Below are 12,790 nucleotides of genomic sequence, written 5' to 3'. Positions count from 1 at the left end.
CCTTACTCAGCCGCCATCCCGGAATTATAGGAATAGGTCTTCCAGCTGGGCTTGTAGTCGGCGTCAGCCTGATTGCCCCAGACCGTCCAGCCGTCGCGCACGCCGCGCCCGAACATTTCGAGATAGGGACCCCAAGAGCAGGCTTCGATGATGTCATACTGCTCGTCCGGCTTGCGGGAATGCTCGCGCTTGCGCGTCGACAGGAAGTTGACCTGGCGCCGCCCAGCCGAGAGCGTGCGGGCGTTCTTCCCGCGCGTTCCGAACAGAATCACCTCGGTCACATTGCGGAAGTAGAAGCCGACTCCACGCCCGTCCGAGCCGCCATCCTTGCGCTCCTTGTGCCAGATCAGGTTTGACTTGTAGTCGAAACCCCAGGCTGAAAGCACCCTCAGACCGTCCGGGAGCAAGGCGTTGGGCACCCAGAGATAGCAATGCGCGCGATCTTCCAGATGTTCCGCCACCGGCAGTGCGCAGATTTCCTCAAGCGTCATCGTCGGATAGCGTGACAGGCGCTTGTGCTCGGGCGCGACCTTTCCGGTGCGATTCTCGAACCGCCAAGGCGGGTCGGCCATGACACAGCCGAAACGGTCGCCATTGAGAAACCGGCGCAGGTCTTGTGCGGCTGTGCTACCCATGTCCAACATCTTGCGGGAACCCCTGAACGGATCAAGGTGAACAATGCTGGAACAGAAGTAAAGGCCGAATGAACGCCAATCCACCGATCTTCACGGCCACCGTCCCGGTGTTTCGCCACTACCTGTCGCGGATCAGCGACATCGTGGCGCTGGCCGGGCCGGATGCCCTTGATGCGGCCCTGGCCGACATGCCCTCGGCGCGCTGGCAGTTCGCCACCGCGGCGGGGTTTGCGATGCGGGTGACCTGCCCACTGGCGGGGCGCGACGTGCCCGATCTGCCTTCGGGCCTCGGGCCGCGGCTGGCGGTGGCGCGGGCTGTCTTGGGGGCGATGAAGCCCGCCGAATTCGACGGCGCCGAGGCGCGGGTGATCCGCCATCGCGCGGGCTTTGCCGAGATCGACCAGACGGCGGAGCAGTTCCTTTATCTGTTCGGCCTGCCGAATTTCTTCTTCCACATGACCATGGGCTATGCGGCCCTGCGCGCGGCAGGGGTGGCGCTGGGCAAGGAGGATTACGATGGCATTCATCTTTACCCCGCCGATTATCGCCTGCCCGAAAGCTAGGTCGCGCTCTGCACACGGCTTGGTGACATGCGGGCGGCGATAGGCCGGGCTAGGATCGCAGAAGACAGGGCCGTGACCGCGCGGCTGAGAGTAGATGCCGCAGGACCATGTCCGATCTTGCCGAAATCGCCGCCTTTCGCTTTGCCTATGGCCTGCCCGCCGCGGCGGGACAGGCAGGGCCCGACGCCCTGATGGCCGGGCTGCGCGGCCCCGATGTCATGGCGCAGACCTGGCCCGCCCATGGCACGGCCGAGATCCTGCCGCATCTGCGCGATTTCAAGGCTGCCCGCGAGGCGCGCAAGGCGGCGGGAGAGGATGCGGGCGCGGCGAAGGCCGCGACCAAGGCCGAACGGCGCGCGGTCAAGGCGACGAAGGCGCTGGGCCTGAAGGCGGCGCAGGCCGCCTATGCCCGGGCGATCGACAGCGAAACCCCGCTGCGCGAGCGGTTGGTCGCGTTCTGGGCCGACCATTTCACCGTGACGCCGCGCAATCGCACCCAGAACGCCTGGCCCTCGGCTTTGGTGGAAGAGGCGATCCGGCCCAACCTGACCGCGCCTTTCGCGACGATGTTGCAAGCGGTGACGCTGCATCCGGCGATGCTGATCTATCTGGATCAGGTCAATTCTCTGGGGCCGAATTCGAAACGCGGGGCCAAGCGCGGCAAGGGTTTGAACGAGAATCTCGCCCGGGAGATTCTGGAGCTGCATACGCTGGGCGTGGGGGCGGCCTATACGCAGGATGATGTGCGCGAGATGGCGGAATTGCTGACCGGGCTGACCTTCGTGCCCGAGCGCGGCTATGCCTTTGACGCGGCGCGGGTCGAGCCAGGCGATGATCAGGTTCTGGGCGTCACCTATGGCGGCGAGGGCGTGGCCCCGATCCTGCGGGCGCTGACCGATCTGGCGGTGCGGCCGGAAACGGCGCGGCATCTGGCGGGCAAGTTGGCGGTGCATTTCACCTCGGATACGCCCGACCCGGCGCTGGTGGCGGCGCTTGAGGCGGAATGGTTGCGGACGGAGGGAGATCTGGGGGCGGTGGTTTCCGCCTTGCTGGCCCATCCGGCCTCTTGGGTGCCCGAGGCGCAGAAGGTACGGCAACCTTTTGATTTCACGGTGGCGGCTTTGCGGGCGCTGGGTGTGACAGGGGCGCAGATCATGGCTTTGCAAGAGGCGGATTTCCTTTCCCTGCTGCTGGATCCGCTGGCCGCCATGGGCCAGCCCTGGCAGATGGCCCCCGGCCCGGATGGCTGGAAGGAAGAGGCCGAGGCCTGGATCACGCCGCAGGGCATGGCGGCGCGGATCGACTGGGCGCTGGCCGCGCCGGAGCGGCTGGCGCCTGCCTTGCCCGAGGCGCGTGCCTTTGTCGCGCGGGCGCTGGGCAGCCAGGCCGAGGCTGGGCTGGTCTGGGCGGTCGGCGCGTCGGAAAGCCAGCGCGAGGCGGTGGGGCTGGTGCTGGCCAGCCCTGCTTTCAACAGGAGATAGCAATGGATCGGCGTGGCTTTCTGCGGGGCTTCGGCGCCATTGCCTGTTCGGCGGCGGCGCATCCCTTCCTGTCGACCGTGACGCTGGCGCAGGGCGCGCCCGCGCTGGGCGAGAACCGGCTTATCGTGGTGATCCTGCGCGGCGCGATGGACGGGCTGGATGTGGTGCAGCCGCGTTTTGACCCGGCCTATGCCGGGCTGCGGCCCGGCCTCTTGGCCAGCCCGGCCCTGGCGCTGGGGTCCGGCGATTGGCAGATGCATGGCGCGCTTGAGGGGCTGTTGCCACTGTGGCAGGCGGGCGAGCTGGGCTTTGTCCACGCGACATCGACCCCCTATCGCGACAAGCGCAGCCATTTCGACGGGCAGGACATGCTGGAGGCCGGGACCGGGGCGGATGTGCCTTTGGGCGCGGTGCGCGATGGCTGGCTGAACCGGATGTTGCAGGCGGTGCCGGGGGTGCAGGCCGAGACCGCCTATGCGGTGGGGCGCGACGAGCTCAAGGTGCTTTCCGGCGCAGCGGAGGTGCGAAACTGGGCGCCGGATCAGGAACTTGCGCTGTCAGTGCAGGGACGGCTGCTCCTGGAACATGTGGCGCATGACGACCCCTTGTTCCGCGAGGCCGTGGCCGAGGCCCTGGCCCTGACGCAAGGCGGCCCGATGGGAATGGCAGAGGACGACGAAGCGGGCGGCGTGACGCAGCTTGTCGATTTCGTCGCCGGGCATCTGGCCGGCGAGACCCGGATCGCGGCCTTTTCCCTGACCGGATGGGACACGCATAAGGGCCAGAGCAATGCGCTGCGCCGCCCGCTGACCCGGCTGCAAGAGGTGATCCTGCGGATGAAGGCGCAGCTTGGCCCGCAGGTCTGGGGCCGCACCGCATTGCTGGCGATGACGGAATTCGGCAGGACAGCGCGGGAAAACGGCTCGGCCGGGACCGACCATGGCACGGGCGGGCTGATGGTGGCGGCGGGGGGCGCGGTGAAGGGCCGGCAGGTTCTTGGCGCTTGGCCCGGCCTGGGCGAGCGCGCGCTGTATGAGGGGCGCGACCTGATGCCCACCAGCGATGTGCGGGCCTGGGCGGCCCATGCCATGGCGCAGCTTTACGGGCTGGACCGGGCGGTTCTGGAACGGGCGGTGTTTCCAGGCCTGCGGGCCGAAGGGGCGAAGGGGCTGATCCTCTAGCATCTTGCAGGGCGCAGGGCCTGCGCTTAGCCTGCCCGCGAGAGCGGTCAGGGATGGCATTCAATGGATGACGCGGCGCGGCTGGGACAGGTGGTGAGCGGCTGGTCGGTGCCGCCGCGGCCGGGAGATGAGCCGCTGGAGGGCCATTGGGTGCGGCTGGAGCCTCTGTCGGCCGATACCCATGCCGCCGATCTGTTCCGCGCCTTTTCGGGCCATGACGCGCTGTGGGACTACATGCCCTATGGCCCGTTCGCCTCGGCCGCGGCCTATCACCGCTGGGCCAAGGAGCGCGAGGCGGGCGAAGACCCGCGCTTCTTCGTGCTGCGCGACCGCGCGACCGGCCATTGCGGCGGCATCGCCAGTTTCCTGCGCATCGCGCCCGAGGCCGGGTCGATCGAGGTCGGCCATATCTGCATCGGACCCGAGATGCAGCGCGGCGTGGCCGCGACCGAGGCGATGGCGCTGATGATGGGCTGGGCCTTCGCGGCTGGCTACCGGCGCTATGAATGGAAATGCAATGCGCTGAACCTGCCCTCGCGCCGGGCGGCGCAGCGGCTGGGCTTCAGCTATGAAGGCATCTTCCGTCAGCATCTGGTGGTCAAGGGCCGCAACCGCGATTCGGCCTGGTTTTCGGTGATCGACAGCGAATGGCCAGCGCTGGCCGAGGCGTTCAAGGCCTGGCTGTCGCCCGCCAATTTCGACGCGGCAGGGCGGCAGCGCGAACGCCTGTCCGATCTGACGCGGCTGGTTCGGGCCGGGTCGGACCCGGCGGTCCGGGACTGAACAACCGGGCGCTTGGGCATCGGGGCGGGGCGAAATCTTCCGCCCTAGGCGCTGTCTCGGAAAGCGGCGTTCCGGGCGATCCGGTCGCGCAACAGGGTGGAAAGCTGGGCATCCTTGACCGAGGGGTCGCCGATGGCGCGGCTGGCGCTGTCCAGCGCCTGATCGCTGGCCTGGCGCGCCAGGCCCGAGACGAAGCCCGCAAGATAGGCGCGTTCGGCAGGCGATGGCCCGGCCTCGAGCGCCCGGGCCGCCTGAAGCAGATCGTCGGTCAGGGCCAGCGGATCGGGCCGCACTTCGCCGGGAAAGGGAGGGGGCCGCATCTCGGCCCCCGGCAGATGGGCGAGGATCGTGGCCTGGAAGATGGCCAGGCCGGGCACGGGTTTGTCCAGAAACCCTGCCGCCCCGGCGGCCAGCGCGGCGGCGCGGCCATCGGGATCGCCGCTGGTGCCCAGCACGACCGCACGTTTCTGGACGGCAAGGCTATGGATCAGCGCCTCTCCCCGGCCATCGGGCAGGCCCAGATCGACGATCACCACATCGGGCCGGTAGCAGCGCAGATGCGCCTCGGCCGCAGCAAGACTGTCGGCCCGGCGCAATCGCCCGCCGGAGCGCTGGCACATCAGGCGCAGCGCGTCCGAGGCATAGCGGCTGTCTTCGACGGCAAGGATGGTCAGCCCCTGCAGGGGCAGCGCGCCACGCAGCGCAAGCGCGGGACCAAAGAAGCTGGGATCGGGCAGGTCGTCGGGGCGGGGCATGGCAGGGGCCTTTCGCTGCGGGCGGGGTGCCGAACCGGGACGCGCGCCATCGGCCAGTCTAGGCAGGGCAGGGTGAATTGCAGGTTAACGGCAGCGCGCGATCCCCTGCTTTGGTCGGGCGGGCTGCGGCGGCACGCCCCCTTGCCCGCCGGGGCGGCTGGGGCGATAAGCAGGGAAAGCGCCCCACGCGGGCCGCAGCTTCCAGCCAGGAGACGCCCATGATCGGACGCCTGAACCATGTTGCCATCGCCGTGCCCGATCTTGCGGCGGCCTCGGCCCAGTATCGCGACACGCTTGGCGCCAAGGTCGGTGCGCCGCAGGACGAGCCGGATCATGGCGTGACGGTGGTGTTCATCGAGTTGCCGAACACCAAGATCGAATTGCTCTATCCCTTGGGCGAAGGCTCTCCGATCGCTGGATTCCTTGAGAAAAACCCGGCCGGGGGCATCCATCACATCTGCTATGAGGTCGAGGATATCCTGGCCGCGCGCGATAAGCTGAAGGCACAGGGCGCCCGGGTTCTGGGGTCGGGCGATCCGAAGATCGGCGCGCATGGCAAGCCGGTCCTGTTCCTGCACCCGAAGGATTTCAACGGCTGTCTGGTTGAACTGGAGCAGGTATGAACATCACCGGCGCCATCGTCCTGTTCTCGGTCACCTGGTTCCTGACCTTTTACATCGTGCTGATGGTGCGCACCCGCACCCAAGGCGAAGCGGGCGAGATCGTGCCCGGCACCCATGCCGGCGCGCCTGCGACCGAGGATGTCGGCCGAAGCGCGCTGATCGCGACGGGCTTTGCCACGGTGATCTTCGCCGTGCTGACCTGGGTGATCCTGTCGGGCCGCTTCACGGTGGATGACCTGAACGTCTTCGGGCTTGAAGCGCCGGTCACGGCGGATCAGTAAGGCCTCTGCCTTACCGTCCTTCGGCCATAAGCTTATGAAAGATATGGGTGAAGGTCGCGGTGCCCAGCACCGGGATCAAGAGGTTCACCAAGGGAACCGACAAGGGCGCGGCCATCAGCGCGCCCGCCATCCAGACCGTGAATCCATTGCGGCTGCGCAGGGCCTTGGCCTCATCGGCGGGCAGGCGGCGCAGGGCGACGAGCATGAAATACTCGCGCCCGAGCAGCCAGCCATTGGCGGCCCAGAACAGGACCGGGGCGAAGGGGCCGATGACCAGAACGGACATCAGCGCGGCAAGGTTCACAAGGACCAGCAGCCCGATCAGGTTGATCGAGGCGCGCAACCCCTCGGCCCAGCCCAGGCTGCGGGCAGGGGGCAGGAAGGGGTAATGCACCTCTTCCACCGCCTGGGCGACGTCATCGGTGAAAAGCCCGGCAAAGGCGGCGGCGGCGGGGATCATCAGGAAGACCGAGAGGGCCAGCATGAAGAAGAGCGAGGCCCAGCCCAAGAGCTGATGCAGGCCCGAGATCGGCCCGAGGAAGGGCAGCTCGACCAGATCGGGGGTCAGGGTCGCGATCATCAGCAGGAAGAGCGCATAGATCACGGCCAGAAGCGCGAAGGCAAGCAGGACGCCCAGCACCAGAACCCGGCGGAAACGCGGGTCGCCCATCTGGCCGACAGCCGCGCCAAAGGACTGAAAGATCATGACAATCCCCGCTGGACGATCCGTGCCAGATCGGGGCGCGGGCGGTCGGGGGGAAGGGTTGCGGGCGGGGTGGCGATGTGGACGATTCCGGCGACGGTTTCGGCCTCGGTGCAGGCGAAGGCGTGGGCGCGGAAGACAGGGTCATGGGCGGGCCAGCCGGTCAGCCAGGAGGCGCCCCAGCCCGCCGCCGTGGCGGCATGGACGAGGTTCATGCAGAGCGCGCCGGAAGACAGAACCTGTTCGGTCAGCGGGATCTTGTCAGAGGCCTTGGGAGAGGAGATCACCACCACGGCAAGGCGGCCAAGATCATATTGCCCGCGGCCCTTGGCGATCTTTTCCGCATCGCCGCCAAGGTCGCGCGCGCGGGCCTCGGCCAGATCGGCGAGGCGGGAAAAATCCTGTCCTTGCAGCACGATAAGCCGCCACGGTTCCAGCTTGCCATGATCCGGCACGCGCAGGGCGGCGGTCAGGATGCGGTCAAGTTCGGCCGCATCTGGGACGGGATCGGTGAACAGCTTGGCGGGCGCGGACCGGCGGGTTTCGAGATAGGCGAAGGCTGCGGGATTCGCTGCGAGATTCGGGGACGGCATGGGCACTCCTGACGGCTTGCGCGGAAGGTAGGCGGGATCGCCGCGCATTTCAAATGGCGGGCCGGCGGGCAGGGTTCGGGTGGGGCTTTTCACGTCTTCCCGGCGTCTTCCGACTGTCTTCCGAACGTCTTCCGTTTTGTCCTCCGCCCGGACCTTGCCGCCCGGCGCCCGGAGGTTCAGTCTGGCCGCTCTGGAGGGTGTTATGGCCGAAGACCTGCCTGACCTGTCACATCTGGCCCGGCCCGGCGCCGAGATCGCGCTGCGCGTGACGCCGAATGCGCGGCGGGCGGGGATCGTCGCAGGCGAGGTCCTGAGGATTTCGGTCACCGAAATCCCGGAGGATGGCCGCGCCACGGCGGCGGCACAGGCCCTTCTGGCCCGCGCGATGGGAGTGGCGAAGACGAGGCTCACGCTGGTGCGGGGCGCCAAGGCGCGGGACAAGGTCTTCCGGCTGGACTGAGGCGGCGGGCCTGCGCGGCGTCTCGCGGAGTTGGCGCGCGCTGCGCCCCGGCCTGCGGCCTCTGCCCCGGAGTATTTGGCGCCAAGATGAAGAGGCAGACAGGGGCGGCCCACGGGGGATGCCGTGCGTTGTGTCGCGGGGCGTGCGCTTTGCCGGGGCTGCTAGTCGCCGGTCGCGGGCTTGCCGCGACGGTCGAGCCTGTAGCTGCCCTCGGGCAGGTTCAGCGCCGCCGCGAGGTCGGCCACCTGGGCGAGCGAGAGGGTGAGGCGCGAGACTTCGTCGGTCTCGGGATCGGTCTGCTCGACGGTGACGCAATCCTCAAACGTGGTGACGGTGACGTCGCCCATCAGGGGCAAGTCGCCCCCCTCGTCGATCAGGGTGATGACCGTGGCGTCGAATTCGTGCTCGATGGTGAACATGGGGCAAGGCTAGCCGGGCGCGCGGGCGGCGGCAATGGCCAATGGTGCGGGATGATGTGGAGGGGCAAGCGATGGCCGGGCCACCCCGCGCGGCCAGCCTGGACCTGTCGGGCGGGAGGGGCGGGAGTCTGGGGGCAGGGCCGGACAGATGAGCGGGGCTGCAACGGGGCAGGCGGCGGGGGCTGAGACGGGGCAAGAGGGTGGCAGATGCCGGAAATAAAAGCGCCGGGCGGCGTTACGGTTGCGTGAGAAGGCCCCAAGGCCCCTTTATTCCGCGCGCGGGTCTGATAGCTTCACGCGGCATGGCCAGGTGATACCGCCGCCGCCTTGCCCTGCCCCCGTCACCTTGCCCCGTCACCCTGTTCCGCCGGACCGCCTGCCCATGCCCTTCGCCGCCGTCGCGCGCGCCCTTGCAGCGCTACTACTGTTTCCTCTGACCCTTGCGGGATGTGTGACCGGGCAGGAGGTGGTGCGGGAACTGCCGCCCGGAATCAGCATCGATTTTCCGCCCGGCACCCCGATGCGCTTTGTCGAGGCGGCGCGGCAGATCGAGCCCGTGGCCGAAACGATGTGCCGGGCGCGCGTCAAGGGGCGCCATTGCAATTTCACCATCGCGCTGGATGCGCGGCCCGGCCAGCCCGCCAATGCCTTCCAAACGCTGGACCCCTATGGGCGGCCCTGGCTGTTCGTGACGACGGCCCTGATCGCCAAGGCGCGCAATGCCGATGAACTGGCCTTTGTCATGGGCCATGAGGCGGCCCATCACATCGCGGGCCATATTCCGCGCCGCGACAGCCAGGCGCGCGAGGGCGCGATGCTGGCCGGGGTGCTGGCGACCCAGGCGGGGGCCAGCCCCGAAGAGGTCAAGCGGGCGCAGCAGACCGGGGCCGAACTGGCGGCGCAGAGCTACTCCAAGGCCTTCGAGCTGGAGGCCGATGCGTTGGGGGCCGAGATCGCCTGGCGCGCGGGGTTCGATCCGATCCGGGGCGCGACCTTTTTCCTGCGCCTGCCCGATCCTGGCGTCACGGCGCATGGATCGCATCCGTCGAATGCGCAGCGCCGGGCGGTGGTGGCGCGCGTCGTGGCCGCCTTGCAGGCGGGCGGCGGGGCCTGAGCGCCCGCGGCCGGGCGAGAGGCGCGGATATTGCCATATCTGGCATGAAGATTTCTTGCATTCTTCGCACTTGCCCCGGTTCTGCTTGATCTGCGTCAAGGCCGCGCCGCGGGTGCGGCGCCACTCTTGGGCCTTCGGGACTGGATGACGCAGGGATCTGCAGGAGGTGTGAGGTGCTGGGATTTACCGATTCACCGCGGGCCTGGTGGCTGACGCGGGCCATGGCGCGGCTGACCGGCGTCAGCCTGCCGCAAGCCGTGGTCGAGGGTTGGCTGAGCCGGGGCGAGCTGGGCGCGATCGTCGCCCGCTGCGAGGGCTGCGCCCAGCCGGCGCGCTGCCAGGCCTTCATGGAGACGCGCGCCGATGAGAAGGCGATGCCCGGCTTCTGCCCGAACAAGGCAGTGATCGAGGCGCTGGCGATCTCGTGAGCGCTTGGGCCGGTTGACCCCGCGGCGGGCGCGCGCCAGAGAGGCGTGATGGAGCAACCGGGCTTTTTCACGCTGGACGATGTGCTGCGCGACCGCGGCTCGCGCTATGCCGTTTCGGGTGGGCCTGCGGCCGGCAGGGCCGAAGCGCGGGCCTTGGTGGCGCAGCTGTGCCGCGAGAAGCGCTTTGCCAAGGCGACCCATAATTCCTGGGCGCTGTTGTCGCGGGCAGAGGGGCCGATCAAGGCCGATGATGGCGAGGCGGGCGCGGGATCGGTGATCCTGCGGATGCTGGAGCGCGAAGACCTGTATGATATGGCGGTGATCGTGACGCGCTGGTTCGGCGGCACGCATCTGGGGGGCGACCGTTTCGCCCATGTCGCAAGCTGCACGCGGGCCTGGCTCGACGCGCTCAGGGCGCGGCGCTAGGCTGGCGCGGCCGGGGAGGGACCGGTTGCGGCAAGGGGGGATGGGAATGCAGTTTCTGAAGGCCGAGTTGCAGCGGCTGGCCAACACCTGTCTGTGGTCCTGGGCGGGCTGGCGCGCGGCCTGGGCCAGCGAGAAGAGCCTGCGGCAATGGACGCTGGCCAATCTTGCCTCGGCCGCCCTGGCCTTCAGCCTGGATCTGACGCCAGGGGAACGCGCGGTGATCCTGGGGCTGGGGCTGATGATCCTGGCGATGGAGCTGGTGAACACCGCGATCGAGGAAGTGGTCGATTACATCTCGGACCTGCGCGACCCGCGGGCGGGCAAGGCCAAGGATTGCGGCAGCGCCGCGGTGGCGCTGGCCGCGATTGCGGCAGGGGTGGCCTGGGGGGTGATCCTGCTGGGCTAGCGGGCGGCGCGCGCGACGTTCGCCAGCCAGATCAGCGCGCCCAACATGATCAACCCTTCGCTGATCCCGATCACCGGGCCGATTGCCGCTTCTGCCACCTTGCCCGAGAGCAGCAGGTAGAGCGACAGCAGCGTGACCAGCGTGCCGATCTGGTGCAACCAGAACTGCGCGACGCCCATCCAGCCATCGGCCAGAGCGGGAAAGACGCGGTAGGAGAGCCCGAACAGCGTCATCAGGGTGAAGCCCAGGAGGTTGATATGGGCATGGACGGGGGTGAGCGAGTGGTCGCCCGAGCCGCCCATATAGCTGCCAAGGATCATGCCGACGATCAGGTAGACGCCGCCGACAAGGAGGAAATTGCGCGAGAGGTTCATGGAGTCATCCGTTGCAAATCAGGGTGATCGGTCGAAATGCGCTGACCGCCTCCGCCGGAGGATGGCCGCGGGTGGGGGCTGCGCCTTGGTCCTTGCGCGGTCACGCACCCGGACACCAATCTTGCACCGAAGAATCCGCATTCCCTATCTGAATCTTTCACCCCCTGCTGACGGGCCGGTGCGCGGCCTTCCGCGAGCGGGGCCTGCGGCTTTCGGCGAGCTTCCGCCGGTTGCGCCGCGCCAGCCGGAACCAACCCACGGACCCGGCCGTTTGCCCCCCAGACGGTGCCTCCGCGCCGCCAGAGGAAAAGAGGACGACATGCAACAGCAAGCCGAGAGCCATTCCGACGCCCGCCCCGGTGCCGCGCTGATCTCCAGCACGGATGTCAATGGCACCGATGTCTATAGCCCTGCGGGCGATCATCTGGGCCATATCGACCATCTGATGATCGACAAGGTCTCGGGCAACATCACCTATGCCGTGATGAGCTTTGGCGGCTTTCTGGGCCTCGGTGCCGGCGCGCATCCGATCCCGTGGAAGAAGCTGCGCTATGACGTGGCGCGCGAGGGCTATGTGACCGACATCACCAAGGCCCAGCTCGAGGCCGCGCCCGAGCGCCCCGAGGACTGGCGCGTGAACCGCGACTATGAGCGCCGCGCCTATGACTATTACGGCGTCTCACCTTATTGGCTGTAAGAAGGCCGCAAGAACGGCGGCCCGCTGCCCTGCGGTGACGCCTTCGCGCCCCTGCGCGCAAGGGGCGGCCCCCGGTGTCGAAAGATGCCGGGGGCAACGATTCTGGGGGGTCAGGCAGTCGTTGGACTTCCGCTAACGAAGCCGACGTCGATAAGTATCCCCATTACTATTGCGGAGTATCCCTCTTCCTCCTCAGATTGATACCGGTCTGATGCAAACGGCCTTAACCACGCGATTTCTGCTCCCAACCAATGCAGTGAAATAGCGTGCAGGCCCAGCAAAAACTTAGACAGACTTTCATTGAATGGCGAAGTCATTCGTTCACCATTAACACCCTGAATTTCATATAAGAAATCTGGGTGAGTGAGGTGCGAAAGCTCTGTTAGATGCACATACGCCTTCATCAACTTCATCCGCTTCAAAATAGCAGTGCGCGGGGGACGCCTCACCTTGAAGATCGCGGTTCTAAGCGCGTAAAGATTGCATAAGCCCTCGACTTGCTGTCGCAAGAGCGTTGCGGCCTGCGGGTAGAGACAGCGATCAATAAGGTTTTCGATAGCTGCCACGCCATTTAGTAGAGCAATGTGAATCGCGTGGCATCTAACCTTCATTTGTGTCTGATCGGCAGGCACTTCGCGATCAAGGCGTAGGAAGATGCTGGCGGCAACTGAACGCGCGAGCACGCACGCAAAATGCTCTTTCGCCAATGGCAACTCTCCCTGCGCCATCGCCGATATCTGAATTCTCTCTTGAGATTCAAGCAGATAGAGGTTGCGGCGAATGAACTCCTCGGTTTCCTTCGGAATGTTTAGCGGCAATCCCTGCAAGTCGCGTGCTCACTCGCCCGATAATTCCTTGTGAATATCAT

General features: G+C 67.3%; 19 protein-coding genes. 12 read left to right on the top strand and 7 right to left on the bottom strand.

Features of this window, described 5'->3' with window-relative positions:
- Positions 1-2: 2 nt before the first annotated feature.
- Positions 3-635, bottom strand: coding sequence for an MT-A70 family methyltransferase (locus ACED67_RS13305; protein ID WP_395542139.1), 633 nt, complete (start codon positions 633-635; stop codon positions 3-5).
- 68 nt (positions 636-703) lie between these two features.
- Between ACED67_RS13305 and ACED67_RS13300 the strand changes: the two genes are divergently transcribed.
- From ACED67_RS13300 to ACED67_RS13285, 4 genes are all read left to right on the top strand, one after another.
- Positions 704-1,198, top strand: a complete 495-nt coding sequence (locus ACED67_RS13300) for a DUF1993 family protein (protein WP_395542138.1) — start codon at positions 704-706, stop codon at positions 1,196-1,198.
- A gap of 107 nt (positions 1,199-1,305) precedes the next feature.
- Complete coding sequence (locus ACED67_RS13295; protein ID WP_395542137.1) at positions 1,306-2,679, top strand: DUF1800 domain-containing protein; 1,374 nt, start codon at positions 1,306-1,308, stop codon at positions 2,677-2,679.
- A 2-nt stretch (positions 2,680-2,681) separates the two neighbouring features.
- Entirely contained in the window at positions 2,682-3,860 is a 1,179-nt protein-coding gene (locus tag ACED67_RS13290) for a DUF1501 domain-containing protein (RefSeq protein ID WP_395542136.1), read from the top strand.
- A 63-nt stretch (positions 3,861-3,923) separates the two neighbouring features.
- Positions 3,924-4,643: a GNAT family N-acetyltransferase gene (locus tag ACED67_RS13285; RefSeq protein WP_395542135.1), complete on the top strand. Its 720-nt coding sequence runs from the start codon at positions 3,924-3,926 to the stop codon at positions 4,641-4,643.
- A 44-nt stretch (positions 4,644-4,687) separates the two neighbouring features.
- Here ACED67_RS13285 and ACED67_RS13280 read toward each other — a convergent pair whose 3' ends face one another.
- On the bottom strand, positions 4,688-5,398 hold the full coding sequence (locus ACED67_RS13280) for a response regulator (RefSeq protein WP_395542134.1): 711 nt from the start codon (positions 5,396-5,398) through the stop codon (positions 4,688-4,690).
- 218 nt (positions 5,399-5,616) lie between these two features.
- Between ACED67_RS13280 and mce the strand changes: the two genes are divergently transcribed.
- Together mce and ACED67_RS13270 are read left to right on the top strand one after the other, a co-directional pair.
- A complete protein-coding gene (gene mce / locus ACED67_RS13275) occupies positions 5,617-6,021 on the top strand; it encodes a methylmalonyl-CoA epimerase (protein WP_395542133.1) in 405 nt (134 codons plus the stop codon).
- Positions 6,018-6,302 (top strand): DUF1467 family protein, encoded by a 285-nt coding sequence (locus tag ACED67_RS13270; protein WP_395542132.1) that lies wholly within the window; start codon positions 6,018-6,020, stop codon positions 6,300-6,302. The genes mce and ACED67_RS13270 overlap by 4 nt, the downstream gene beginning before the upstream one ends.
- A gap of 10 nt (positions 6,303-6,312) precedes the next feature.
- On the opposite strand, the gene ACED67_RS13265 is transcribed toward ACED67_RS13270, so the two are convergent.
- A complete protein-coding gene (locus tag ACED67_RS13265) occupies positions 6,313-7,008 on the bottom strand; it encodes an EI24 domain-containing protein (RefSeq protein ID WP_395542131.1) in 696 nt (231 codons plus the stop codon).
- A complete protein-coding gene (locus tag ACED67_RS13260) occupies positions 7,005-7,598 on the bottom strand; it encodes a nitroreductase family protein (RefSeq protein WP_395542130.1) in 594 nt (197 codons plus the stop codon). Before ACED67_RS13260 ends, ACED67_RS13265 begins: the two co-directional genes overlap by 4 nt.
- A 202-nt stretch (positions 7,599-7,800) precedes the next feature.
- Here ACED67_RS13260 and ACED67_RS13255 point away from each other — a divergent pair, with 202 nt between their 5' ends.
- Positions 7,801-8,058, top strand: coding sequence for a DUF167 domain-containing protein (locus ACED67_RS13255; protein ID WP_395542129.1), 258 nt, complete (start codon positions 7,801-7,803; stop codon positions 8,056-8,058).
- A 161-nt stretch (positions 8,059-8,219) separates the two neighbouring features.
- Here the strand turns inward: ACED67_RS13255 and ACED67_RS13250 are convergent, their stop codons facing one another.
- Positions 8,220-8,477, bottom strand: coding sequence for a DUF8831 family protein (locus tag ACED67_RS13250; RefSeq protein WP_395542128.1), 258 nt, complete (start codon positions 8,475-8,477; stop codon positions 8,220-8,222).
- 382 nt (positions 8,478-8,859) lie between these two features.
- Here ACED67_RS13250 and ACED67_RS13245 point away from each other — a divergent pair, with 382 nt between their 5' ends.
- The 4 genes from ACED67_RS13245 to ACED67_RS13230 all read left to right on the top strand — a co-directional run bounded on the left by ACED67_RS13245 (position 8,860) and on the right by ACED67_RS13230 (position 10,851).
- Positions 8,860-9,591 carry a M48 family metallopeptidase gene (locus ACED67_RS13245; protein WP_395542127.1) on the top strand — a complete coding sequence of 244 codons (732 nt, stop codon included), beginning with the start codon at positions 8,860-8,862 and terminating at the stop codon, positions 9,589-9,591.
- A 173-nt stretch (positions 9,592-9,764) separates the two neighbouring features.
- Positions 9,765-10,019 (top strand): DUF6455 family protein, encoded by a 255-nt coding sequence (locus tag ACED67_RS13240; protein WP_395542126.1) that lies wholly within the window; start codon positions 9,765-9,767, stop codon positions 10,017-10,019.
- Positions 10,020-10,067: 48 nt separating this feature from the next.
- Complete coding sequence (locus tag ACED67_RS13235) at positions 10,068-10,445, top strand: YigZ family protein (protein ID WP_395542125.1); 378 nt, start codon at positions 10,068-10,070, stop codon at positions 10,443-10,445.
- Between the two features lie 46 nt (positions 10,446-10,491).
- Complete coding sequence (locus ACED67_RS13230) at positions 10,492-10,851, top strand: diacylglycerol kinase (protein WP_395542124.1); 360 nt, start codon at positions 10,492-10,494, stop codon at positions 10,849-10,851.
- On the opposite strand, the gene ACED67_RS13225 is transcribed toward ACED67_RS13230, so the two are convergent.
- Positions 10,848-11,225, bottom strand: a complete 378-nt coding sequence (locus ACED67_RS13225) for a hypothetical protein (RefSeq protein WP_395542123.1) — start codon at positions 11,223-11,225, stop codon at positions 10,848-10,850. The two genes, ACED67_RS13230 and ACED67_RS13225, sit on opposite strands and share 4 nt — an antisense overlap.
- 319 nt (positions 11,226-11,544) lie before the next feature.
- Between ACED67_RS13225 and ACED67_RS13220 the strand changes: the two genes are divergently transcribed.
- On the top strand, positions 11,545-11,922 hold the full coding sequence (locus ACED67_RS13220; RefSeq protein ID WP_395542122.1) for a PRC-barrel domain-containing protein: 378 nt from the start codon (positions 11,545-11,547) through the stop codon (positions 11,920-11,922).
- A gap of 110 nt (positions 11,923-12,032) precedes the next feature.
- Here the strand turns inward: ACED67_RS13220 and ACED67_RS13215 are convergent, their stop codons facing one another.
- The gene (locus ACED67_RS13215) at positions 12,033-12,749 is read right to left on the bottom strand and encodes a hypothetical protein (RefSeq protein ID WP_395542121.1); all 717 of its coding nucleotides are present in this window, start codon (positions 12,747-12,749) and stop codon (positions 12,033-12,035) included.
- Between the last annotated feature and the right edge of the window lie 41 nt (positions 12,750-12,790).

The sequence above is a fragment of the Neotabrizicola paludis genome, assembly GCF_044142105.1.
GTDB lineage: Bacteria > Pseudomonadota > Alphaproteobacteria > Rhodobacterales > Rhodobacteraceae > Pseudogemmobacter.
Note: the sequence above shows the minus strand (reverse complement) of the source record. Positions and strands in the feature narration are given on the sequence as shown.